Annotated in this window: 18 protein-coding genes; 10 read left to right on the top strand and 8 right to left on the bottom strand. The window is 68.3% G+C overall.

Features of this window, described 5'->3' with window-relative positions:
• The first annotated feature begins 89 nt into the window (after positions 1 to 89).
• The 3 genes from ACIQLF_RS19015 to ACIQLF_RS19025 all read left to right on the top strand — a co-directional run bounded on the left by ACIQLF_RS19015 (position 90) and on the right by ACIQLF_RS19025 (position 3,271).
• Positions 90 to 1,382, top strand: coding sequence for an ABC transporter substrate-binding protein (locus ACIQLF_RS19015; protein WP_400301976.1), 1,293 nt, complete (start codon positions 90 to 92; stop codon positions 1,380 to 1,382).
• Between the two features lie 93 nt (positions 1,383 to 1,475).
• Positions 1,476 to 2,381, top strand: coding sequence for a carbohydrate ABC transporter permease (locus ACIQLF_RS19020; protein WP_400301979.1), 906 nt, complete (start codon positions 1,476 to 1,478; stop codon positions 2,379 to 2,381).
• Positions 2,381 to 3,271 carry a carbohydrate ABC transporter permease gene (locus ACIQLF_RS19025; RefSeq protein ID WP_400301982.1) on the top strand — a complete coding sequence of 297 codons (891 nt, stop codon included), beginning with the start codon at positions 2,381 to 2,383 and terminating at the stop codon, positions 3,269 to 3,271. The genes ACIQLF_RS19020 and ACIQLF_RS19025 overlap by 1 nt, the downstream gene beginning before the upstream one ends.
• 148 nt (positions 3,272 to 3,419) lie before the next feature.
• Here ACIQLF_RS19025 and ACIQLF_RS19030 read toward each other — a convergent pair whose 3' ends face one another.
• Both ACIQLF_RS19030 and ACIQLF_RS19035 read right to left on the bottom strand, forming a co-directional pair.
• Entirely contained in the window at positions 3,420 to 4,628 is a 1,209-nt protein-coding gene (locus tag ACIQLF_RS19030; protein WP_400302212.1) for an IS1249 family transposase, read from the bottom strand.
• A gap of 51 nt (positions 4,629 to 4,679) precedes the next feature.
• On the bottom strand, positions 4,680 to 5,441 hold the full coding sequence (locus tag ACIQLF_RS19035; RefSeq protein ID WP_400301985.1) for a 4'-phosphopantetheinyl transferase family protein: 762 nt from the start codon (positions 5,439 to 5,441) through the stop codon (positions 4,680 to 4,682).
• 475 nt (positions 5,442 to 5,916) lie between these two features.
• On the opposite strand from ACIQLF_RS19035, the gene ACIQLF_RS19040 reads away from it, so the two are divergent.
• The 4 genes from ACIQLF_RS19040 (at position 5,917) to ACIQLF_RS19055 (ending at position 12,767) form a co-directional block, all read left to right on the top strand.
• On the top strand, positions 5,917 to 9,720 hold the full coding sequence (locus ACIQLF_RS19040) for a Pls/PosA family non-ribosomal peptide synthetase (protein WP_400302215.1): 3,804 nt from the start codon (positions 5,917 to 5,919) through the stop codon (positions 9,718 to 9,720).
• A complete protein-coding gene (locus tag ACIQLF_RS19045; protein WP_400301988.1) occupies positions 9,717 to 11,138 on the top strand; it encodes a M1 family metallopeptidase in 1,422 nt (473 codons plus the stop codon). Before ACIQLF_RS19040 ends, ACIQLF_RS19045 begins: the two co-directional genes overlap by 4 nt.
• Positions 11,139 to 11,230: 92 nt before the next feature.
• The gene (ppk2, locus tag ACIQLF_RS19050) at positions 11,231 to 12,115 is read left to right on the top strand and encodes a polyphosphate kinase 2 (RefSeq protein ID WP_400301991.1); all 885 of its coding nucleotides are present in this window, start codon (positions 11,231 to 11,233) and stop codon (positions 12,113 to 12,115) included.
• A gap of 115 nt (positions 12,116 to 12,230) precedes the next feature.
• Positions 12,231 to 12,767, top strand: coding sequence for an OsmC family protein (locus tag ACIQLF_RS19055; protein WP_400301994.1), 537 nt, complete (start codon positions 12,231 to 12,233; stop codon positions 12,765 to 12,767).
• 85 nt (positions 12,768 to 12,852) lie between these two features.
• Here ACIQLF_RS19055 and pheT read toward each other — a convergent pair whose 3' ends face one another.
• Positions 12,853 to 15,393 (bottom strand): phenylalanine--tRNA ligase subunit beta, encoded by a 2,541-nt coding sequence (pheT, locus tag ACIQLF_RS19060; RefSeq protein ID WP_400301997.1) that lies wholly within the window; start codon positions 15,391 to 15,393, stop codon positions 12,853 to 12,855.
• A gap of 3 nt (positions 15,394 to 15,396) precedes the next feature.
• Positions 15,397 to 16,485 carry a phenylalanine--tRNA ligase subunit alpha gene (pheS, locus tag ACIQLF_RS19065; RefSeq protein ID WP_400301999.1) on the bottom strand — a complete coding sequence of 363 codons (1,089 nt, stop codon included), beginning with the start codon at positions 16,483 to 16,485 and terminating at the stop codon, positions 15,397 to 15,399.
• A 152-nt stretch (positions 16,486 to 16,637) separates the two neighbouring features.
• Between pheS and ACIQLF_RS19070 the strand changes: the two genes are divergently transcribed.
• Entirely contained in the window at positions 16,638 to 18,542 is a 1,905-nt protein-coding gene (locus tag ACIQLF_RS19070; RefSeq protein WP_400302002.1) for a penicillin-binding transpeptidase domain-containing protein, read from the top strand.
• Positions 18,543 to 18,672: 130 nt separating this feature from the next.
• Here ACIQLF_RS19070 and ACIQLF_RS19075 read toward each other — a convergent pair whose 3' ends face one another.
• The gene (locus ACIQLF_RS19075; RefSeq protein ID WP_400302005.1) at positions 18,673 to 19,335 is read right to left on the bottom strand and encodes an LppM family (lipo)protein; all 663 of its coding nucleotides are present in this window, start codon (positions 19,333 to 19,335) and stop codon (positions 18,673 to 18,675) included.
• A gap of 149 nt (positions 19,336 to 19,484) precedes the next feature.
• Here ACIQLF_RS19075 and ACIQLF_RS19080 point away from each other — a divergent pair, with 149 nt between their 5' ends.
• Positions 19,485 to 19,982 (top strand): hypothetical protein, encoded by a 498-nt coding sequence (locus tag ACIQLF_RS19080; protein ID WP_400302008.1) that lies wholly within the window; start codon positions 19,485 to 19,487, stop codon positions 19,980 to 19,982.
• A complete protein-coding gene (locus tag ACIQLF_RS19085; protein ID WP_400302011.1) occupies positions 19,979 to 20,626 on the top strand; it encodes an SIMPL domain-containing protein in 648 nt (215 codons plus the stop codon). Before ACIQLF_RS19080 ends, ACIQLF_RS19085 begins: the two co-directional genes overlap by 4 nt.
• On the opposite strand, the gene ACIQLF_RS19090 is transcribed toward ACIQLF_RS19085, so the two are convergent.
• From ACIQLF_RS19090 to ACIQLF_RS19100, 3 genes are read right to left on the bottom strand one after another with little or no spacing between them, the layout of a single operon-like run.
• Entirely contained in the window at positions 20,623 to 21,267 is a 645-nt protein-coding gene (locus ACIQLF_RS19090) for a pyroglutamyl-peptidase I (protein WP_400302014.1), read from the bottom strand. The genes ACIQLF_RS19085 and ACIQLF_RS19090 overlap by 4 nt on opposite strands.
• Positions 21,264 to 21,698, bottom strand: coding sequence for a (deoxy)nucleoside triphosphate pyrophosphohydrolase (locus ACIQLF_RS19095; protein ID WP_400302017.1), 435 nt, complete (start codon positions 21,696 to 21,698; stop codon positions 21,264 to 21,266). Before ACIQLF_RS19095 ends, ACIQLF_RS19090 begins: the two co-directional genes overlap by 4 nt.
• A gap of 2 nt (positions 21,699 to 21,700) precedes the next feature.
• On the bottom strand, positions 21,701 to 22,648 hold the full coding sequence (locus ACIQLF_RS19100; RefSeq protein WP_400302020.1) for a cation diffusion facilitator family transporter: 948 nt from the start codon (positions 22,646 to 22,648) through the stop codon (positions 21,701 to 21,703).
• Positions 22,649 to 22,720 lie beyond the last annotated feature (72 nt).

The raw sequence follows: 22,720 nt of genomic DNA on the forward strand, positions 1-22,720 counted from the left end.
GCAATATGTGACCGGGGTAACTATTGACGGGGTTGCAAACACACAACTCGACAGAATCACACATTTTCAAACACTCGTGGAGGTAGATTATGCGTCGTCGTCTTACGCTGGTTGCAGCGGCCGCAACACTGGGGTTGACCCTTGCCGGCTGTGGCGGTGCCGCGGAAAAGCCCGCCGAGTCGGCAGCTCTGCCAAGTGAAGCCACGGGCAAGGTCGGTGTGTTCACCTGGTGGGCCGACGGCTCCGAGAAGGTCGGTCTTGATGCCCTTGTCGGCGTCTTCAACAAGGACTACCCGAACCTGACCTTCGACAACCTCGCCGTCGCCGGCGGCGCCGGCTCGCAGGCCAAGAGCGTGCTAGCCGCACAGCTCAAGGCCGGCAATCCGCCGGATTCGTTCCAGGCACACGCCGGAGCCGAACTGCAGGACTACATCGACGCCGAACAGCTCGAGGATCTGAGCAGCTTCTACGCCGACAACAAGCTGGCCGACCAGTTCCCCAAGGACCTCGTGGACCGCCTCACCGTCGACGGCAAGATCTACTCGGTTCCCTCAAACATCCACCGCTCCAACGTCGTGTGGGCAAACGTGGAGGTCCTCAAGAAGGCCGGGCTTGACCCGGCGAAGCCGGCCGAGAACCTCGACGCCTGGTTTGCCGACATGGACAAGATCAAGGCGACGGGCAAGACCCCGTTGGCCGTTGCCGGTTCCTGGACCCAGGTCCAGCTCTTTGAGAACGTGCTGCTTTCCAGCCTGGGCGTCGACGGCTACAACGGCCTCTGGGACGGCAAGACCGATTGGAAGGGCGCCGACGTCACCAAGGCCATCGAGGCCTACAAGAAGGCCCTGAGCTACACCAACTCCGATCGCGACTCGCTCAGCGACTGGGCACCGGCCACGCAGCTGGTCCAGGATGGCGCGGCCGCCTACAACCTCATGGGCGACTGGGCGGAGGCCAAGTTCGCACAGGACGGCGACAAGGCCGGCGTCGACTACACCTACTTCCCGATGCCCGGAACCCAGGGCGTCTTCAACTTCCTGGCCGACTCCTTCACCCTGCCGGTCGGCGCCCCGAACCCCGACGGCGCCAAGGCATGGCTGACGACCATCGGTTCCGCCGAGGGCCAGAGCGCCTTCAACAAGGCCAAGGGTTCCATCCCGGCCAACATCACGGCCAAGACCGACGACTTCTCCGAGTACCAGAAGAGCGCCATCAAGGACTTCTCACAGGACAAGATCGTTTCCTCGCTCGCCCACGGTGCCGCAGTTCCCGTGGCCTGGCTCAACGACTTGAGCACCGCGGTCAGCAAGTTTGGTGGCGACGGCGACGTGGCGGCCCTGCAGGAATCGGCCGCGGCAACCGCAGCCAAGTTCGCCCAGTAATTCACCCATCATGCATGTGGGGGCGGTCGTAGCCGGCACGGTACGCATCCGCCCCCACATGTTTGTGGCGCCAACTTCTTCCGGGAGGAAACCATGTTCAGGCGTGTAAAGCACTGGGGTCCGGGGCTGCTGCTCCTGGCTCCGACCATCATCCTGGTCGGCGTATTCGTCTACTGGCTCATCTTCGAGAACTTCCGCGTCAGCCTGACCAACCAGCACACGGCCAAGCCCAGCAACAAGTACGTCGGGTTCGAGAACTACACCAACCTGCTGGCCGACCCGAACTTCCAGCACGCACTGTCCAACCTGCTGATCCTCACCGTCGTGTTCCTCTCCGGCACGCTGATCTTCGGCTTCCTCTGGGCCTGGCTGCTGGACAAGCCGGCCAAGGGCGAGGGCTTCTTCCGCGCCGTCTACCTCTTCCCGATGTCGGTGTCCTTCATCGCCTCCGGCGTGGTCTGGCGCTGGCTGCTCTCCAGTCTGCAGACCGACCAGCCCGGCGGCGAACGCACCACCGGCCTGAACCGCCTGCTGGACTCGGTGGGACTGGGCTTCATGCAAAACGACTGGTGGTCCAACCCCACCTGGGGCATCGCCGCGATCGCGGTCCCGGCCATCTGGCAGCTGTCCGGCTACGTCATGGCCCTGTTCCTTGCAGGCTTCCGCGGCATCCCCGAGGAGCTGCGCGAGGCCGCACGCATCGACGGCTGCAGCGAATGGAAGCTGTACCGCCACGTGATCTTCCCGCAACTGAACCCCGTCATGCTTTCGGCGGTCATCATCATCGGCCATATGTCCCTGAAGCTCTTCGACCTGATCCGCGCGATCGTCCCGGATGCCAACACGTATGACGTGCAGGTCCCGGCGACCATGATGTGGGTCAAGTACATCGGCAGCGACTACGCGGACGCCGCGGCGATCGGCATGATCCTGCTGGTACTGGTCGCACTCGTGGTGGTCCCCTACCTCATGTACACCTCGCGAGCGGAGAAGCGCTAATGGCCACCTCTATCATCGACGGCGCCATCCCGGGCAGCACCGACGAGCTGCCTGCCGGCGCCCCGAACAAGGGCAGGCGCCGGATCAACCGGACGCTGAAGTACGCACTGCTGCTGTTCTTCGTGATCGTCATCCTGATCCCGGCCTACGTCCTGTTCATCACCAGCTTCAAAGGGCCCTCCGACGCCGATCCGTCGCGCGCCTGGCTCATGCCGCAAAGCTGGGAAACCGCGGGCTGGGCCAAGGCCTGGACCACGCTGGCCCCGGCTCTGGGGCGCACCTTCCTGTTGGTGATCCCGGCTGCCATCATTTCCGCCACGCTGGGTTCCATCAACGGCTACGTATTGTCCAAGTGGCGGTTCCCCGGCGCGAACGTCGTGTTCACGCTGATCCTCTTCGGCATGTTCATCCCCTACCAGGCGGTGATGATCCCGCTGACCCAGCTGATGAGCAACCTGGGCGTGCCGCAGGGCATTCCGTCGCTGCTGCTGCTGCACATCGTCTACGGCCTGCCGATCTGCACGCTGATCTTCAGGAACTACTACGAGTCGGTCCCCAGCGAACTGATCGAGGCCGCCCGCATGGACGGCGCCGGCATCCTGCGCACCTACGCCTCGGTGATCTTCCCGGTCTCCGCCCCGGGCTTCGTGGTCGTGCTGATCTGGCAGTTCACCTCCGCCTGGAACGACTACCTGTTCGCGGCGTTCTTCTCCTCGGGACGCAACGGCCCGGTGACCATCGCGCTGAGCTTCCTGGCCGGCGGCCAGCTCACCGACTACGCGGCGTCGATGGCCGGCGCGCTGATCGCCTCGGTTCCGACGCTGATCGTCTACATCCTGCTCGGCAAGTACTTCGTCGGCGGCCTGATGAGCGGCTCGGTCAAGGGCTGATCCGGAGTTGGATCGAAGTTGGACAGAAGGAGCGCGGTGGCGCCGGCCGATCAGGCCGGCGCCACCGCGCTTTTAATCAGGCTTATAGGACAAAAAGTGTGTCTGCCCCGAGTGTGTCACCCGGGGCTTCGCCATGCCAGGGCTAGGTTTAGCAGGGCCTTCCGGCCCATCCTTTTCTGACCCAGAGTCCTTCGGTCTCGCTCAGTGCGGTGCCCAGCATGTCCGGCCCGATCTTTTCCTCTGCGATTTCCTTTTGTGTAGGTTCCCGGGTGTGGTGTTCGGGGCGGATGAGGGTGTGCGGCGGCGCCGGGTTTTCACCGTGCGTGTGCAGCCACCACTCGATCGCCCGCTTCGCATGCGCCGGCGGCATTCCCCGGTGGTCCCGCAGCAGGGCGAGCAACTGGGTGTTCACCCCGCCCTCGATCCGGTTGGTCGTTGATTCGATCCCGTGCTCCTCGAGCTCCGGGTGCAGGTAGGTGAACAGGTGCCCGTGCTTGGTGAGGCGTTCCATGAGCCGGTAGGCCTTGCGGAGCCGGTCGTGGGTGTACCACCAGGTTGGTGCTGTTCCCGCCCCGGCCTGCCGGGGGCCGTAGGGGTAGGTGCGTTCCTTGATCATGTCCCCGTGCTCGGCGTGCCACCGGTTCAACGCCTGCATCCACCCGCTGGCCTCCTCCCGGGTGCGGATCCGTGTCAGGGCCAGGGAAATCCGGCGCAGGGCCCTGCCCGCCTCGGTGCGCGGCCGCAGGGTCAGGTGGGTGCGCACGTTGCGCTGGACGTGGACCAGGCAGCGCTGGATCCTGGTTTCGGGCCATGCCTGGGCCAGTGCGGAGGCCAGGCCGGATCCGCCGTCGATGATCACGACCCGGGGCGCCGGGAATTGGTCCAGCAGTGCCAGCCAGGCCGCCTTCTTCTCGGTGTCGCACCATTGCCAGCCGATGACATAGCCGTTGGCGATCGCGATCAGGCAGCACCAGCCGCGGCCCAGGTAGATCCCGTCCATCTGGATCTGGTCGTGGATCTCGCCGGTGACCGGGAGGGTGGGCTCGATGTTCCAGCACCACGCTGTGGTCCTGCGGAAGGTGCGGCCCTGGCCGGGCCCGAACGAGGCCTGGGAATCCTTGCCCATCATCCACCTGAGGAACCTGTCCAGCTCGGCCCTCCGGGCCAGGTCCGGGCGCCTGCGCACGCTGCTGGAACCGCAGTCAACACACCTCCAGCGTTGGGTTCCGGCGGTCGTTTTTCCATTGCGTTTCAGACGGGACCCGCATACTTCACAGCGCTTCGAATTTCCAGAACCATTCACGGTTAATGGCTCAAAGGTATAAGTAACCCCGTCCTGCCGCGCCGGCGTTGGGATGCAAGTCGGTCACGGACACACTTTCTGTCCTATAGGCCTTTAATCAGGTCGTCAGATCGGCGCCCAGACGATGCTGCCGATCAAGCCATCGGGCAGCACGTTGCCCAGCGTGTCGGTGGTTCCCGGAACCAGGTCCACGGCCCGGGCGCCCGGGCTGCGCAACAACAGGTGGCGTTTGGGTCCAACGACCACCGGGATTCCCCCGGCGCCGGCAATCCCCTCGCCGGCCGCCTTCGCCACGGCTTCCTTCAGGGCCCACCACTGGGCCCTGCGGAATCGCCGCTGGTCCGCAGGCAGCGCAGCCAGTTCCTGGCGTTCCCCCGGCGCGTAGGCATAGCCATCGAACGGGCCGTCGCCCTCCGCCGGCGCAAAGACCGGATCGTTCACGTCGGCCAGGTCCACGCCGATCCGCCATTTCGCGGGGGCCAGACCCAGCAGCAGCCAGCCCGCGGTGCGCGCGTAGGACAGGGAAAAGGACTGCCCGGTCATCGGCACCCGGAGCCGCGGGACGCCGTGCCGGGAAGAAGCGCACTTGGGGCAGTATTGGGTCAGCTCGAGCTCGTCGGGGCGTACCTCGCGGGCCAGTGGCCTTGCACGAGCCAACAGTTCCGCAGACAACGCCCGAACCAGGATCCGTCCCGCCACGAAGTCTTCGCGCGGGCGCCCGGGAAGGTATCCACCGGCGCGGTCGATCTCACCGGGAGCCAGCCGGATGTCCGGGTGTCGGGAGGCCATGGCCAACGGGGAAAAGGCCAACCAGGGCCCGTCTGCCTGCGCATCCGTGCCGGACGCCATTCCTTGCCCTTGGGCCATGCCACTGCCTCCTTCCGGAAACGTTTCGGTTTCCGTGCCCTCTGTCCGATCATCCTGTCCGATCATCGCCCACGCCACCGCGGCCGCGAACGCCAGGCCGGCGGGGTTCCGGGCGGCTTCAGTGCCAAGGGTATCTCGCGTGCACGGCGGACGCGGCATGGACATGGCCGCGATTGTGACGCATGATGTTCGAAAAACGTGTGGTCATCACCGCTTGGACACCTTCCGTTAACCTTCCATGGCTACGGTGAACCCGTACGTGCCGGCCGAGCGGTGCCGGACACCCGATCGGTGTGCCATCTGCTCAGAGCCGGGCGCCAACGTCCCGGGCCGCCCCGCAGGGGGGAAGGCCGTGCACCACTCCAAGAAAGCCACAGTGGAATCGATCCCCAGCATTTCCCGCCAGGAAGCCCCCACCCCCGGCTTCCTGCCGCAATACCCGGGCAGCGACTGGGCCCCGGAGCCCCGCACCCTCATGGACATCCTCGAGGCAAGCGCGGCGGCCAACCCCGACGCCCCCGCCCTGGATGACGGCGAGCGCTCGCTGACCTACGCGGAACTGCTTCTGGCGATCGGCGAGACGGCCGAGCGCCTGCGTGCCGCCGGCCTGGGCGCCGGGGACCGCATCGGCATCCGCATCCCCTCGGGCACCCGCGAGCTGTACATCGGCATCCTGGCGACCCTGAAGATCGGTGCCGCCTACGTCCCCGTCGATGCCGACGACCCCGAGGAACGCGCCCGGCTCGTTTTTTCCGAGGCCAAGGTCGCTGCGGTGCTGGGCGAAAAGGGAAAGATCACCGTCCTGCGCAACGAGCCGAACCCGGCGCCCGCACGGGAAGCCGCGCTTGGCGACGATGCCTGGATCATCTTCACCTCCGGTTCCACCGGCACCCCCAAGGGCGTTGCCATCACCCAGCGCTCCGCCGCAGCCTTCGTCGACGCGGAGGCGCGTATCTTCCTCACACTCGAACCGCTGGGCCCCGGGGACCGCGTGCTGGCAGGCCTCTCGGTCGCCTTCGACGCCTCCTGCGAGGAAATGTGGCTGGCCTGGGGCCACGCCGCGTGCCTGGTGCCCGCCCCGCGCGCACTGGTCCGCTCGGGCATGGACCTGGGGCCCTGGCTGGTGACCCGCGGCGTCACGGTGGTCTCCACCGTCCCCACGCTCGCCGCCCTCTGGCCCGCCGAGGCCCTGGAAAACGTGCGCCTGCTGATCTTCGGAGGCGAGGCCTGCCCGCCCGAGCTTGCTGCCCGGCTCGCCGTCCCCGGTCGCGAGGTCTGGAACACCTACGGCCCGACCGAGGCAACGGTCGTGGCCTGCGCCTCGCAAATGGACGGCACCGACCCGGTGCGCATCGGCTTGCCGCTCGACGGATGGGACCTGGCCGTCGTCGACGCAGAGGGCGTGCCGGTGGCCCCGGGGCAAAGCGGTGAGTTGATCATCGGCGGCGTCGGACTCGGGCGCTACCTGGACCCGGACAAGGACGCCGAAAAGTACGCGCCCTTCGAGACCCTGGGCTGGGAGCGCGCCTACCGCTCCGGCGACCTGGTGCAGGCGGACCCCGACGGGCTGGTCTTCCTGGGCCGGATGGACGAGCAGGTCAAGCTCGGCGGACGGCGCATCGAACTGGGAGAGATCGATGCCGCACTGCAGTCGCTGCCCGGCGTCTCCGGCGCCGCGGCGGCCGTGAAAACCACTGCCGCCGGAAACCAGATCCTCGTCGGCTATCTGGCCGCGGATCCCGGCTTCGACACGGCCGCGGCCCGCGAGCGGCTGGCCGGCATGCTTCCGGCCCCGCTGATCCCGCTGCTGGCCGTCGTGGACACGCTGCCCACCAAGACCAGCGGCAAGGTCGACCGCCACGCCCTGCCCTGGCCGCTGGCCGGCGCCACCGACACCGGCGGGGTCCTCCCGGATCTCGGCGAGGACGCCCGGTGGGTCGTCGACCAGTGGACGGCGGTGCTGGGAACGGAGGTCGGGTCCCTGGACGCGGACTTCTTCGCCTCCGGCGGCGGTTCGCTCTCCGCCGCGCAGCTGGTCTCCGCCCTGCGCGTGCGCCACCGCACGGTCGCCGTCGCCGACATCTATTCACACCCGCGCATCGGTTCGCTGATCGAGGCGCTCGGCGCCGGGTCCGACGAGCCTGTCGAGGCACGCACGGTGGCACGCACCACCCGCAAGGCCCAGGTCTTCCAGACGCTCATGGGCATCCCCACGTTCATCCTGGTGGGCATGCGCTGGCTCGTGTACTTGGCGGCCGGCAACAACGTGCTCGGCGCCCTGGGCGTGTTCACCGACGCGCCACGGCTCTCCTGGTGGGCGGTCGGCGCGCTCTGGCTGGTCTTTGTGTCGTCCCCGGGGCGCATGGCGATTTCCGTCGTCGCTGCCCGGGCGCTGCTGCGCAACCTGGAGCCCGGGATCTACCCGCGATCGGGCAGGGTGCACCTGCGGCTGTGGATGGCCCAGCAGATCGCCGACCTGGCCGACCCCGTGTCGCTGGCCAGCGCCCACTGGATCCAGTTCTACGCCCGCGCCCTGGGCGCAAAGGTGGGAAGCGACGTGCAGCTGCACTCGGTCCCGCCGGTCACCGGGCTGCTCACCGTCGGCCGCGGCGCCAACATCGAGCCCGAGGTCGACCTCACCGGCTACTGGATCGACGGGGACCGGGTCCACGTCGGCGCCATCGAGGTCGGCGCCGAGGCGAGCGTCGGGGCGCGCAGCACCCTGATGCCGGGCTCGGTGGTCGCCGACGGCGTCGTGCTGGCGGCGGGCTCGGCCCTGGCCGGAAGCACCAGGGCGTTCTCCGCCTATTCGGGTTCCCCGGCCACCCGCACCGGCAAGGCCAAGCCGGAATGGCCCCGGGAACCCGTTGTCCGCCGCCCCGGCAAGGGCCGCGGCGCCATGTCCGCCGTCGCCTCCGCGGCGCTCGGCGCGCTCCCGCTGCTCTCGATCCTGGGCGCCCTGTGCGTGGCTGCCCTGCTGCTGCGCGGCCAGGAATCCCTGCACGGATCCCTGGGCAGGCTTGCGGTGGCGGTTCCCCTGGCCGCACTGGTCTGGTTCGGGCTCAACATGCTGCTGGTGCTCGCGGCAACCAGGCTGCTGGGCCTCGGCCTGCGCGAGGGCTGGCACCGGGTCGACAGCAGGATCGGCTGGCAGGTCTGGGCCACCGAACGCCTGCTGGACATGGCACGCGACCTGCTCTTCCCCCTCTATGCCTCGCTCTTCACCCCCGTGTGGCTGCGCTTGCTCGGCGCCAAGGTCGGGCGCAACGTCGAGGCCTCCACGGTGCTGCTGATCCCCAAGATGACCACCATTGCCTCCGGCGCCTTCCTTGCCGACGACACCATGGTCGCCACCTACGAGCTCGGCGGCGGCTGGATGAAGGTGGGCCGGGCCAAGATCGGCAAGCGCGCCTTCCTGGGCAACTCCGGCATCGCCGGGGCCGGGCGCCGCGTGCCGCGCAACGGCCTGGTCGCGGTGCTCTCGGCCACCCCCGCCAAGGCGAAGGCAGGGACCTCCTGGCTGGGCAGCCCGCCGGTGCGCCTGCGCCGCACGGCGGTGGCCGCCGACGACTCGGTGACCTACGCACCGCCGCTGCGCTTGAAGGTCGCCCGCGCCCTCTGGGAGCTGTGCCGGTTCGTGCCCGTCGTGGTCACCGTGGGCGTCGCCGCCCTGGTGCTGGTGCTGCTGGACGCCCTGGCAGCCGGCTACGGCTACCCGGTGGCGGCGTTGCTGAGCGGCGCCGTGATGCTGGCCGCCGGGGCCGTCGCCGCAGCCTCCGCGGTGACCGCGAAGTGGCTGCTGGTCGGCCCCATCCGGCCGGGCGAACACGCCCTGTGGAGCTCCTTCATCTGGCGCAACGAGGTCGTCGACACGTTCATCGAGATGGTCTGCGCCCCATGGTTCGCCCACTCGGCGGCGGGGTCCCCGGCCCTGGTCTGGTGGCTGCGCGCGCTGGGCGCCAAGATCGGCCACGGCGTGTGGTGCGAAAGCTACTGGCTGCCGGAGGCCGACCTGGTCACCCTCGGGGACTCCGCGACCGTCAACCGCGGCACCGTCGTCCAGACCCACCTCTTCCACGATCGGGTCATGGCTATTGATACGGTGGAACTCTCCGCGGGATCCACCATGGGCCCGCACGGGGTCATCCTGCCCGCCGCCTCGCTGGCGGAGGGCGCCACCGTGGGCCCGGGTTCGCTGGTGATGCGCGGAGACTCCGTCCCCCCGTCGAGCTACTGGATGGGAAACCCCGTCCAACCCTGGAGCCGTCCGCTTTCATGAGCCAATCCCCACAACACCTCCCCGGCACGCAGGCCTCCTTCCTGCCGGATGCCTATGTGCCCCGCTCCGGGAGCGCGGATTACCGGGTCCTGCACTACGACCTGGACCTGGACTGCAAGCTCGGCGGCAACCGCCTGGACGGGCGTGCGGTGATCACCGCCGTGGCGACGACCGAGCTGCACCGCATCAGCCTGGACCTGTCCGGGCTGCGGGCCTCCCGCTGCCACGTCAACGGCGCCAAGGTTGCCAGGTTCACGCAGAAGGCCGGCAAGCTGGAGCTCCACCTGTCCTCCCGCGTGCCCGCCGGGGAGCAGGTCACGGTGGAGATCCGGTACAGCGGGAATCCGGGAGTGCGCCAGGGAACCTGGGGAGAGGTCGGCTGGGAGGAACTGACCGACGGGGTGCTCGTGGCAGGCCAACCCAACGGGGCCGCCACCTGGTTCCCCTGCAACGACCACCCCAGCCAGAAGGCGACCTACCGCATCGCGATTGCCACCGACGCCGGCTACCGCCCGGTGGCCAACGGCCGGCTTGTCGACCGGCACCGGCGCGCCACCCGCGAGACGTGGACCTACGAGGTCGACGAGCCCATGGCCAGCTACCTGGCAACCCTGCAGATCGGCCGCTACGAGCTCCGCGCCCTGGCCGGCACCGACGCAGGTTCCGAAGCCGGCGAGGTCCCGGCGGGCGGACGGCACGCCGATTCCCCTCACGAGGTCCCCCAGTGGGTTGCCGCGAGCGCCGGGCAGCTGCAGGCCGCGGGGGTCGCGCTGGCGGACCAGCCGCGGATGATCGAGACCTTCGTCGAGGCCTTCGGCCCCTACCCGTTCGCCGAGTACACCGTGGTTGTCACCGAGGACGACCTGGAAATCCCGCTGGAGGCGCACGGGATCTGCATCCTGGGCAAGAACCACCTGGCGCCGGGATGGGAGCAGCAGCGGCTGATCGCCCACGAGCTGTCGCACCAGTGGTTCGGCAATTCGCTGACCGTCGGCGCGTGGGAGGACATCTGGCTGCACGAGGGCTTCGCCTGTTACGCCGAGTGGATCTGGTCCGAGGCCTCCGGCTCGCTGGGCGCCGATGCGCGCGCCAGGGAGGCCTGGTCTGGCCTGGCCGCACTGCCCCAGGACCTCGCGATCGGGCAGCCCGGTGCCGCTGACATGTTCGACGACAGGGTCTACAAGCGCGGAGCCCTGGCGCTGCACGCCCTGCGCCTGGAGGCCGGGGACCGGGCCTTCTTTGCGATGCTGCGCTCCTGGAGCGCGGCGCGGCGCCACGGGACCGTCACCTACGCCGGGTTCCGCGACCACGTCGATGCGCAGCTGCCCCTCGGCCGCCCCGCCGGGGAGTTCCTGGCGCCCTGGCTCTTTGAGAAGGCCCTGCCTGCGTTGCCGGAGCGCACCCCGCGCGCCGGCTGAATAACGGCTGAAAACACCGCCGTGCCATGTCAGGCCCCGGACGGGCACCTTCCGTTCACCTTCCGTTCACCGCGCCGCTGTAGCTTCGGGCCATGCAACTGCTTGATTTGGCCGCCCACGGCTACTCCGTCCGCGACGACGACGATGACGACCCGGTGCTGCTCACCGCCTCCGGGGAACCCGTGGACACCTGGCGGGAGGACTACCCGTATCCCACGCGGATGGACCGCGCCCAATACGACATGGAAAAGCGGCTGCTGCAGATCGAGCTGCTGAAGCTCCAGGTCTGGATCAAGGCGACCGGGCACCGGCTCGTCGTGCTCTTCGAGGGCCGCGACGCCGCCGGCAAGGGCGGGACCATCAAGCGCTTCACCGAGCACCTGAACCCGCGCGGGGCACGCACCGTGGCACTCGGCAAGCCCAGCGAACGCGAATCCACCCAGTGGTTCTTCCAGCGCTACATCGCCCACCTGCCCGCGGCCGGGGAAATGGTCCTCTTCGACCGCTCCTGGTACAACCGCTCAGGCGTCGAACGCGTCATGCGCTTTTGCACCGAGGAGCAGTTCGACCGCTTCATGCACCAGGCCCCGGCCTTCGAAGAACAGCTGGTCGACGACGGCATCACCCTGGTGAAGTTCTGGTTCTCAGTGTCCCGCCGCGAACAGCTCACCCGCTTCACCATCCGCCAGATCGACCCGGTGCGGCAATGGAAGCTCTCCCCCACCGACCTGGCCTCGCTGGACAAGTGGGACGCCTACACGGCGGCCAAGGAGGAGACCTTCCGCAGCACCGACACCGACTGGGCCCCGTGGACCGTGGTGAAGTCCAACGACAAGAAGCGCGCCCGGCTCGGGGCCATGCGCCACGTGCTGAGCCTCTTCGACTACGAGGGCAAGGACCATGAGCTCGTTGGGACCCCTGACCCGCACATCGTCGGACCGGCCGCCGCCGTCATCGCCGACGGCGAGGAATTCTAGCCCGGTCCACCGTCCCGGCGCCCGACCCGCCTCTGGCCGACAGCCAATCCCCGGCGCATAATCGTTGCACGGGGGCCAGTCCCCGCACGGAACCCACGAGACGGGAAACGGGGACATGGACCGGGAAACTTTGCGCGGCGTGCAGCAGCCGCTGAAACAGCTCTATCGCGAACGGCCGGAAGCGGGGACCATCCTGCTGGAGGCCAGCGGCACCCTGGGCGAAGAGGGACTGTCCTGCTCCGTGCAGACGGGCAGGGCCATGGTGGAGGCGGGCCTCCACCCGGCCACCGGCGGCGACGGGTCGCTGGCCTGCTCGGGCGACCTGCTGCTGCAGGCCCTGGTGGCCTGCGCCGGGGTCACGCTGGCGGCGGTGGCCACCAACCGCTCGATCGCGGTGTCCGGGACGGTGCGGGCCGAGGGCGAGCTGGACGTGCGCGGCACCCTGGGCATGGATCCCGGGGCGCCGGTGGGCTTCCGGAACATCCGCCTCTCCTTCGAGCTGCAGACCGATGCCGGCGACCGGGAGGTGGCCGACCTGGTCGCCACCACGGAAAAGTACTGCGTGGTCCTGCAGACGCTGCTGGGCCCGGTGTCCGTCGCCGTCACGGCCCACGCCACGACGGCGGGCCCCGAGGCGCAGGCCCAAGCCTGAACCCGAGCACTAGCCTGACAAAACGGCGAAGGCCGGCCGCTCCCCCATGCGGGGCGAGCGGCCGGCCTTCGGCGTTCGGTGTCTGCTAGCGCTGCACGGCCGCGAACCGCTCGGCTGCCAGGGCCACGGCGGCGGCACGCGCCTCCGAGGCCTCGTCGGCGGTCAGCGTGCGGTCGGCGGCGCGGAAGCGCAGGCCGAAGGCCAGCGACTTCTTGCCGTCCTCGATGCCGGTGCCGGAGTACACGTCGAAGAGCGCAATGTCCTCGAGCAGCTCGCCGGCGCCCTCGCGCAGGGTCTCCAGCACGTCCGCGGCGACCACGTCGGCGTCGACCACCAGGGCGACGTCCTGCGTGGAGATCGGGAAGGTGGAGATCTCCTTGGCCACGATCACGTCGGCGGATGCCTCGAAGAGCGTGTCCGCGTCGATCTCCATGGCGACGGTGCGCTCCGGCAGGTCCAGCTCGGCCAGCAGCTTCGGGTGCAGCTCTCCGGCGTAGCCCACGGGGGTGCCGTTGCGCAGCGCCAGCGCCGCGGTGCGGCCCGGGTGGAACGCCTGGTGGGCGCCCTGCGAGACGACGACCTCGACGCCCAGCACGTCGGAAACGAGCTTGGCGACATCCAGCGCGTCCGCCCAGTCGTAGACGCGCGGGACGTGTGCGGCGGCAACCGGCGAATCGTGCCCGGTGAGCACGGCGGCGATGTGCATCGGCTGGTGCGGCAGGCCGCCGTAGAGCGCGTCCAGTTCCGCGTCGGAGGGCTTGACGCCCAGCGGCGGGATCGTTGCGGTGCCCAGGGTTTCGCCCGGCAGGAACACCAGGCCGGCCTCGTACAGGGCCAGGTCGCGGAAGCCGCGGCCGTGGTTGCGGCGGGCGATGCCCAGCAGGCCCGGCAGGATCGAGGTCCGCATGAAGCCGAACTCGCTGGAGAGCGGGTTGGACAGCTTCACGGCCGGAACCTCGCCGGCCGTTGCCGCGCCGAAGGTGTTGTTCTGCACCGCGGAAACGAACGGGTAGGACAACACCTCGGTGAGGCCCGAATCGGCCAGGGCCGCCATGACGCGGCGGCGCTGGGCCTGGGTGCGGGTCAGGCCGCGGCCCGGAGGGGCCGTCGGAAGCGTCGCCGGGATCAGGTGGTAGCCCACCAGGCGGGCGATCTCCTCGGTCAGGTCCTGCTTGGTGGCCAGGTCCGGGCGCCACGACGGGGCCGTCACCTTGTAGCCGCCGTCGACGACCTCGACCTGTGCGCCGATCTCGGTCAGCGCCCAGGTGATCTGCTCCGGGGTGTAGTCCACGCCGATCAGCTGCGAGGCGAAGTGCCCCGGCAGCTCGATGACGACGCCGGCCGGCGCGGTTCCCACGTCGGTGATGAGCGTGGTGGCGGTGCCGTCGGCGAGCTCGACCAGCAGGTCGACCGCGCGCTGGGCGGCCACGTCGGCGATCTCCCAGTCCACGCCGCGCTCGAAGCGCTTGGACGCCTCGGAGGGCAGCTTGTGGCGGCGGCGCGAGCGGGCGATCGAGATCGGCTCGAAGTGCGCGGCCTCGATCAGCACGTTGACGGTGCCGTCGGAGACCTCGGTGGTCCCGCCGCCCATGACGCCGGCGATGCCGATGGCGCCCGATTCGTCGGTGATCAGCAGGTCCTCGACGTGCAGCTTGCGTTCCTTGCCGTCCAGGGTCTTCAGGGTCTCCCCCGGGTTGGCACGGCGGACAACGATCTCGCCGGTGAGCTTGTCCGCGTCGTAGAAGTGCAGCGGCTGGCCGAGCTCGAGCATGACGTAGTTGGACACGTCGACGACCAGCGAGATCGAACGCATGCCCGCGAGGCTCAGGCGGCTGGCCATCCACGGCGGGGTCGGCAGCGAGGGGTCGACGCCGGTGACGCTGCGGGTGACAAAGCGGTCGCAGCCGTCCTTGCCGTAGATGCCCGCGGTGTCGGCCAGCTTGACCGGGTGCCCGGCGCCGGTTGCCGCGTCCACGGTGACCAGCGAGGCCGGGTCGGTGTATGCGGTGCCCGTGGCGTGCGCGAATTCGCGGGCGACGCCGCGGATCGAGAACGCGTAGGAGCGGTCCGGGGTGACGTTGATTTCCGCGGCCTGGTCGTAGAGACCCAGCAGCTCCATCGCGTCGGTGCCGATCTCCGGGTCGAGGCCCAGGCGGGAGAGCACGATGATGCCGTCGTGGTCATCCCCGATGCCCAGCTCGCGGGAGGAGGCGATCATGCCGGCCGAGAGGTGGCCGTAGGTCTGGCGGGCGCTGATCTTGAAGTCGCCCGGGAGCACGGCGCCGGGAAGCGTGACGACGACCTTGTCGCCCTCCACGAAGTTGTGCGCACCGCAGATGATGCCCTGCACACCGGAGGGGTCGATGCCCTCGTTGGTCAGGGTCTGCTCGGTGCCCTCGGGCACCACGCGGACCTGGCACCAGTTGATGGTCTTGCCGTTGGTCTGCTCCTCCTTGACGATGGAGAGCACCTGGCCCACGACGATCGGGCCGGAGAGCTCGTCGGCGGGACGGTGCACGTCCTCTTCCTCGAGGCCGACCTTGACCAGTTCTGCCATGACGTCTTCGGCCGTTGCATCGGCAGGTACCTGCGCGAACTCGCGCAGCCATGAAAGTGGAATACGCATGTCTTAGATCTCCATCCCGAAGTGCTCGCTGAAGCGGATATCGCCCTCGATCATGTCGCGCATGTCGGGGACCTCGTTGCGGAACATCAGCGTGCGCTCGATGCCCATGCCGAAGGCAAAGCCGGAGTATTCCTCCGGGTCGATGCCCGCGGCACGCAGGACGTTGGGGTTGACCATGCCGCAGCCGCCCCATTCGATCCAGCGCGGGCCGCCCTTGGCGCCGGGGTGCCAGATGTCCAGTTCGGCCGAGGGCTCGGTGAACGGGAAGTAGTTGGGGCGCAGGCGGATGGAGGCGTCCTCGCCGAACATCTGCCGGGCGAAGTGCTCCAGGGTTCCGCGCAGGTCGGCCATGGTCAGGCCCTTGTCGATGGCCAGGCCCTCGAACTGGTGGAAGACCGGGGTGTGCGTGGCGTCGAGCTCGTCGGTGCGGTACACGCGGCCCGGGCACAGCACGTAGATCGGCACCTCGCGCTCGAGCATGGAGCGGACCTGCACCGGGGAGGTGTGTGTGCGCAGCACCAGGTGGGAATCCACCGGGTCGATGAAGAAGGTGTCCTGCATTTCGCGCGCCGGGTGGTCCGGGGCGAAGTTCAGTGCGTCGAAGTTGAACCACTCGGACTCGACCTCGGGGCCCTCGGCGATTTCCCAGCCCATGCCCACGAAGATGTCGGACACGCGGTCCTGCAAGGTGGAGAGCGGGTGGCGGGCACCGGCGCGGCGGCGGCGCGGGGCCGCGGTGACGTCGACGGTCTCCTCGACGAGGATGCGTGCGGCGTCCTCTTCCTCGAGGACCGCGGTGCGTTCGGCGAGCGCCTTGTTGACGCGTCCGCGGGAGGCGCCCATGAGCTTGCCGGCGACTGCCTTCTCGCTCTTGTCCAGGCGGCCGATCTCGCGGTTGGCCAGCGAGAGCGGGGACTTTTCCCCGGTGTGGGCCAGGCGTGCGGTCTTCAGCTCGTCCAGGTTGGTCGCTGCGGCAAAAGCGGCCAGTGCCGCTTGCACCGCGATATCGATGCCAGCCTCGTCGGTGGGATGCGGGACGACCGGTGATTGGCCGTCGTTGACGCCCTCTTCCGGACTCGTGGGTTCAGACATGGGGTTCTATGGCCCTTTTCACTGTTGTTTGCGTCTCTGGTTTTCTCTGTCCATTCTAGGTGCTGGAATGCGGTGGGACTGAATCGCGGCGCGGTGGCGTCGGCGGCGCGGGTCGTGGACATCGCCGTCGGCCGTAGGCAATAGTGGTTCCCATGTCTCGTGTTGCAAGAACCTATGCCCTGCCCGCCGCCGCCCTCCTGCTTCTGGGGTCCCTGAGTGCATGTACGGCACCGCCCTCCCCCGACGCCGCTGCCGGCCTCCTGGCCAGCGGGCTGGGTTCCCTGGATCTCTCCATGGTTCCGCTCACCGGCCCGGGTTCCGACACCGCCGCGGCCGACCTTGGCCAGGCCCTGGAGCCGATGGGAAAGGTAGCCCGCACGGTGTCGCTGGACTCCGTCGCCGTGGACGCGGACTCGGCCAACCCGAAGACCGCCACGGCGACCATGAGCACCGTGTGGGACATCGACGCCACCGACACCGACTGGACGTACAAGACCACGGCAAAGCTGGAACTCGACGAGAAGACCAAGACCTGGCTGGTCCGCTACGATCCGGCGATCGCGGTTCCCGGGCTGAAGACCGGAGAGTACGTGGCGCGAAAGACCGTGGCAGGCAAGCGCGGCGACATCATGGGCAACGAGGGGCAGACGCTGGTCACCGAACGCCCAGTCATCAACGTGGGCATCAACAAGGAAGGCCTCGACGAGTCGGCGTGGGCTTCCTCCGCCAAGGCCCTGGCCAAGCTCGTGGACATCGACGCCGATGCCTACGCCAAGCGCGTTGCGGCCGCCGGGCCCCGGGCCTTCGTCCAGGCCATCACCTTGCGCAACGACAAGGACCAAAAGATCACCGACGCGCAGTTCGAGGCGATCCCGGGCGTCCTGGTCCAGCCGGGTTCGCTTCCGCTGGCCCCCACGCGCTCCTTTGCCCGACCGATACTCGGAAGCGTCGGCGAGGCAACCGCCGAAATGGTCCAGGACTCCAACGGCCTCCTCAAGGCAGGGGACACAGTCGGGCTCTCGGGCCTGCAGAAGGAATACCAGGAGACGCTCGCCGGAACCCCCGGCTACTCCATCGGCATCTACGACCAGCAGAAGAAGCAGGTCTCCACCCTGCTTGAGGCCGAGCCCGTCGACGGGGCCGACGTGGAAACCACGCTCGACAGGGACACCCAGACCCTTGCCGAGTCGCTGCTGGTGGATTCGGCCAGCGACAGCGCGCTGGTTGCCGTGCGCCCTTCCGACGGCGCCATCCTCGCCGCGGCCAGCGGACCCGCAACAAACGCACAGAACACGGCGCTGCTGGGCAAGTACGCGCCGGGCTCCACGTTCAAGGTGGCCACCGCGCTGGCCATGCTGCGTTCCGGGGACACCCCCAAGACGACCGTCGACTGCCCCGCCACCATGAGCGTCGACGGCAAGAGCTTCAAGAACTACGACGGCTACCCCGCCGCGGCGCTGGGCAAGATCCCGCTGTCCGAGGCCCTCGCCCAGTCCTGCAACACCGTCTTCCTCCAGGGGGCCCAGGACGTGAAGGCGCCTGCCCTCGCCGAGGCCGCCGCATCGCTGGGACTCAACCTGGATGCCGCAACCGGCGCGGCGTCGTTCCTCGGGTCGGTTCCCGACACCTCCACGGGCACCGAACAGGCGGCCAACGGCATCGGCCAGGGCGTGGTCCAGGCTTCTCCCCTGGGCATGGCCACGGTCGCGGCCTCGGTCGCCAACGGGGCCACCGTGAACCCGCGCCTGGTGAACATGCCCAAGCCCGCCGCGGCACCGGCACCGAAGACCCCGCTGGGCGCCGCGGAGGCCAAGGCCCTGGCGTCCATGATGGCGGAGGTCATCGACCACGGGACGCTCAAGGACCTGAAGAAGATCCCGGGCAAGCCGCTCATCGGCAAGAGCGGCACCGCCGAATACGATTCCGAGCGCAATGCCCACGCGTGGACCATCGTGGCCCAGGGCGACCTGGCCGTCGCGGTCTTTGTGGCAGACGGGAGCGGCGGCGCGGAGACGGCGGGCCCGATCGTCGCCAAGTTCCTGACCGGGCTCCGGTAGATGCTCCGCTAAGTCCGGGTTCCGGTGCCAATGCAAAAGGGACAAACGTTTGAAAACGTTTGTCCCTTTTGCGTTGCCTGCCCTCAGCGCCCGCCGCTCCCCCGGTCGGCGCTGGGGCAGGATTGCCGTATTAGGCGTGGTCGGTGTGCGCCACTGCCTTCTCCGGCTTGCGCATCATGCCGACGGCGACGACGGCACCCAGCAGCGCCAGGCCGCCGAACAGCAGCGACAGGTAGATCGCGCTGTGGTCCGCCTCCTTGGCGATGGCGGTCATGGTTCCGGTTGCCGTGCGCATGTCCCAGGTCACGGTGTTGCCCTCGATAGTGCCGCCCGTGCTTGCCTCGGTGACCTTGCCCGGGAAGGTGACGGTCATGTTGGCTTCGGTCAGCGCGGCGGTGTCGTTGCCGCCCAGACCCTGGGCCGAGAAGTAGTACAGGCCGTCGCGGTACTCGATGTCGACCTTCGGGCCAAGCTTGCCGGAAGTGTCGCTGATGTCGATCAGTGACTTGTCGGCTGCCGTGAAGGTGAAGCCCTGGAAGCCGTCCTTGTCATAGGGCGCGCGGGCGACTCCCTCCGGGAACCCCTGGAAGAGCGCTTCCTCGGACGCGCCCATCTGTTCCAGGGCCTGCTCAAAGGTGCGCCCGCCCAGTGCGTTCTTGTCCACTGCGACGACCATGTTCAGCGTTGCCTTTTCCGGGCTGGAAACGGCGAGATCCACATCCATCTTCACGCAACCGGTCAGGCTCAGCACCAATGCCACCATGACACCAATGACGGATACGATCTTCTTCATAAGTTCTCCTCGATGTGGGGGTCCGATCTGGAAAGTGTTTCCCCCGATTGAGTTTCAACTCTATCGGTTGGAGCTGTGAGCAAAATAATTCCGACCAGCCGCCCACCTGCACTCTTGCTGCGCGGGGGCCTCTGGCTACACTGGTGCCCATGGGCAAGTGGGAAAGCCTCCGGGCGGGGCTGAACTGGCTGAACCTCAGTACGCTGAGCGGCCTGGCACTGGCCCGTTGCACCGGGTGCCGGATAGAACCCGGGCAACAAGGTCTCATCTATGCGTCGAACTACCGGCCCAGGTTGCCCGTTGCCGGTGCATTCACCGTAGGCAACGTGGTCTTCTTTCGCAAGCATTATTCCGATCCCGGCAACCACCCGTGCCTGCTGGAACACGAGGCCGTGCACGCCACCCAGTACGCGCTGTGCCTGGGGCTGCCGTTCATACCGCTGTATTTCCTGGCCGCCGGCTATTCGTGGCTTCGCACCGGGGACCCGGCCTCCCGGAATGTGTTCGAGCGGCGGGCCGACCTGCTGGCCGGCGGCTACACGGAGCGTCCCGCCGAAAAGATCATGCCGCGGCTGGCCCGCGGCCTGGCCCGCGCCACCCACCACCCGAAGCAGCAGCCAAGCCCCTCGAGGAGAACCCCCGCATGAGCAAGAAGAACAGCATCACCATGTTTGGCTCGGCAACGGCCGGCGCGGTGCCCGACACGATGAGCGTTTCCCTGGGCATCGAGGCCCGGCACGACCGGGCCGAGGGCGCATACTCGCTTGCCGCCTCCCGGGCGCGGGACCTGGTTGAAGCGTTGGGCCAAGCCGTGCCCGGGGCAAAGCTCTCGACCACCGGCATCGGGCTGCGCGCCCGCACGGTGTGGCGCAACGACGAGAACGTCCTGGCCGGCTACGAGGCGGATACGATGCTGCGCCTCACGCATGTCGGCATCGAGCAGGTTTCCGAGGTGCTCGGTGCCGCCGTGGCTGCCGGCGGCGACGCCCTGCGCATCCACTCGGTGCAGGCGGAGGTCTCCGATCCCTCGATCGCCTACGCCAAGGCCCGCGAACTGGCATTCGCCGACGCAAGGGCCAAGGCCGAGCAGGTTGCGACCCTCGCCGGCTGCACCCTGGGCAAGGCACTGCGCGTGAAGGAAACCACTCAGGGCTCCCCGTTGCCGATACTCCGCGTCAAGGCAGCGGACATGGCCGCGTCCTCGATGCCGGTGGCTGCCGGGGAGCAGGAGCTTTCCGCCAACATGGAGGTGTGCTGGGAGCTCCTGGACCGGATCCAGGGCCGGCCCTAGGACTCCCGGCCTGCACTGAAGACGGGTTCCGGTTCGGCGCCCTGCGCCAACACGGCGATGTCCGCCACGGCCCGCGCATGGTGCTCGATCCGGGGATCGTTCGCCTCCAGCCACGGCACGTGGATGAATCCGCCGTGTGCGCCGGGGCTCCCCTCGAGCCTGTGCATCAGGGCGTAGAACACCTGGTTGCAGACGAAGGTGCCTGCGGAGTAGGAGATCTCCGCCCGCAAGTGGCTGCCGGCCTGGCCCCCGGGCTCCGCTGGACGTTGAAGCGCCCGCAATGCGCCCTTCAGCGGCAGGGTGGAGAAGTAGGCGTTCGCTCCCCCGGGAAACACCTGCCGGTCGATGGGCTGCTCGCCCGCGTTATCAGGGATCCGGGCGTCCACGTGGTTGATTGCCACTTTTTCCAGGCTGAGGGTGTCCCGGCCCGCCGCCAGCCCCAGGCTGATCACCACGTCCGGTTCGTGTTCGTCGACCAGCTCGTTGAGCCGCCCCGGCGCCAGGGCAAAAACGCACGGCAATTCCGCGGCCCGTGCCGGGATCGAGCGTTCCGCGAGCACCTCTGCCGCACGGAATGCTATCGCCCGGGACGGGTTGAAGGTGTCTCCGCCGAAGGGTTCGAATCCGGTCAGCAGGATCATCGGGTTGCGTCTGCCTCGACCTCGGCCAGCACCGCGCGCACGATCGGCAGGTCTGCCGGGATCCAGGCCAGGGACTCGAGCGAGGGGCCGTCCAGGTCGACCCATTCAAGGAGGTCGTGGTCCTCGAGTGCCTGCGGCGTGCCGTCGGTGATCTCGGCGAACCACACCCGCATCGCGGCCTGTTCGTTCAGTTCCCATCCCTGGTCGAGCGGGCCGAAGACCTCGCTGCCCAGTCGCACCTTGACCCCGAGTTCCTCGAGGATCTCGCGGTGGACCGCATCACGGCAGTCTTCGCCGGGTTCCAGTTTTCCGCCGGGAAACTCCCACATCCCTGCCACCGACTCGGGGGCGGTGCGTCGTGCGGAGAGCAACTTCGTTGGCTTCTCCAGCGAGTCAAGGATTGCGGCCGCAACGATTTGCTTCAATGCCATGGTTACTTTTCGACGCTCTCGCTCGGGTTACCAGCCTGGGTCTGGGAGAAAACGTCCGGCTCAATGTAGACCACGCACTTGAGGTCGACCGCGGCGCGGATCCGCACCTCGATGTCGTCGATGGCTGCGGCGATCTGTTCGCCTGTCGAGTTTTCCGCCACTGACACCTTCGCGGCAACAAGGATCTCCTCGGGGCCCAGGTGCAGGGTCTTGAGGTGGATCAGCTTGGCGCCGTCGCGCGTGATGGCTTTGCCGATGGCCTCGACGTGTTCGGCCGTGGCCGATTCACCGAGCAGCAGGGACTTGGTCTCCATGGCCAGCACGATGGCGATGAGCACCAGCAGCACGCCGATGCATGCGGTGCCGAGGGCGTCGAAGATGCCGTTGCCGGTGACGAGCGTCAGGCTGACGCCGGCCAGCGCCAGCACCAGGCCGACGAGTGCCCCGAGGTCCTCCAGGAGGATCACCGGAAGTTCGGGCGCCTTGGCGGTGCGGATGAACTTGGACCAGGACTGCTTGCCGCGCACGTGGTTCGATTCGATGATCGCGGTGCGGAAAGAGAATGATTCGGCGATGATTGCACCGATCAGCACGGCCAGCGGCACCCACCACCATTTGCCTTCGATGCCGTGCGGGTGTTGGAACTTCTGCCACGCCTCGTAGAGGGCGAAGAGGCCGCCGACGCTGAAGAGGACGATTGAGACGATGAACGAGTAGACGTAGCGCTCGCGCCCGTACCCGAAGGGGTGTTGTTCGTCGGCCTCGCGGCGCGCCTTCTTGCCGCCCACCAGGAGCAGGACCTGGTTGCCCGAGTCGGCGACCGAGTGGATCGCTTCGGCAAGCATCGATGACGATGCCGTGACCGCCCAGGCGATGAACTTGAACACCGCAATGGTGAGATTTGCCGCCAATGCGGCAACTACCGCTTTCGTTCCTCCGGAGGCCGCCATGGACCTGCCCCTTTCCTCGTGCGCACGGCCCGGCAGTGGCCGGACCGTGGATTCGGTTCCAACGTTATCGCG

The sequence above is a fragment of the Paeniglutamicibacter sp. NPDC091659 genome, from assembly GCF_044756805.1.
Taxonomy (GTDB): Bacteria; Actinomycetota; Actinomycetes; order Actinomycetales; family Micrococcaceae; genus Paeniglutamicibacter.

Excerpts from the sequence above, each read along its gene's own strand:
- ACIQLF_RS19015 (WP_400301976.1), top strand. The coding sequence starts at position 90 with ATGCGTCGTCGTCTTACGCTGGTTGCAGCGGCCGCAACACTGGGGTTG.
- ACIQLF_RS19020 (WP_400301979.1), top strand. The coding sequence starts at position 1,476 with ATGTTCAGGCGTGTAAAGCACTGGGGTCCGGGGCTGCTGCTCCTGGCT.
- ACIQLF_RS19025 (WP_400301982.1), top strand. The coding sequence starts at position 2,381 with ATGGCCACCTCTATCATCGACGGCGCCATCCCGGGCAGCACCGACGAG.
- ACIQLF_RS19035 (WP_400301985.1), bottom strand. The coding sequence starts at position 5,441 with ATGGCCCAAGGGCAAGGAATGGCGTCCGGCACGGATGCGCAGGCAGAC.
- ACIQLF_RS19040 (WP_400302215.1), top strand. The coding sequence starts at position 5,917 with ATGGACATCCTCGAGGCAAGCGCGGCGGCCAACCCCGACGCCCCCGCC.
- ACIQLF_RS19045 (WP_400301988.1), top strand. The coding sequence starts at position 9,717 with ATGAGCCAATCCCCACAACACCTCCCCGGCACGCAGGCCTCCTTCCTG.
- ppk2 (WP_400301991.1), top strand. The coding sequence starts at position 11,231 with ATGCAACTGCTTGATTTGGCCGCCCACGGCTACTCCGTCCGCGACGAC.
- ACIQLF_RS19055 (WP_400301994.1), top strand. The coding sequence starts at position 12,231 with ATGGACCGGGAAACTTTGCGCGGCGTGCAGCAGCCGCTGAAACAGCTC.
- pheT (WP_400301997.1), bottom strand. The coding sequence starts at position 15,393 with ATGCGTATTCCACTTTCATGGCTGCGCGAGTTCGCGCAGGTACCTGCC.
- pheS (WP_400301999.1), bottom strand. The coding sequence starts at position 16,485 with ATGTCTGAACCCACGAGTCCGGAAGAGGGCGTCAACGACGGCCAATCA.
- ACIQLF_RS19070 (WP_400302002.1), top strand. The coding sequence starts at position 16,638 with ATGTCTCGTGTTGCAAGAACCTATGCCCTGCCCGCCGCCGCCCTCCTG.
- ACIQLF_RS19075 (WP_400302005.1), bottom strand. The coding sequence starts at position 19,335 with ATGAAGAAGATCGTATCCGTCATTGGTGTCATGGTGGCATTGGTGCTG.
- ACIQLF_RS19080 (WP_400302008.1), top strand. The coding sequence starts at position 19,485 with ATGGGCAAGTGGGAAAGCCTCCGGGCGGGGCTGAACTGGCTGAACCTC.
- ACIQLF_RS19085 (WP_400302011.1), top strand. The coding sequence starts at position 19,979 with ATGAGCAAGAAGAACAGCATCACCATGTTTGGCTCGGCAACGGCCGGC.
- ACIQLF_RS19090 (WP_400302014.1), bottom strand. The coding sequence starts at position 21,267 with ATGATCCTGCTGACCGGATTCGAACCCTTCGGCGGAGACACCTTCAAC.
- ACIQLF_RS19095 (WP_400302017.1), bottom strand. The coding sequence starts at position 21,698 with ATGGCATTGAAGCAAATCGTTGCGGCCGCAATCCTTGACTCGCTGGAG.
- ACIQLF_RS19100 (WP_400302020.1), bottom strand. The coding sequence starts at position 22,648 with ATGGCGGCCTCCGGAGGAACGAAAGCGGTAGTTGCCGCATTGGCGGCA.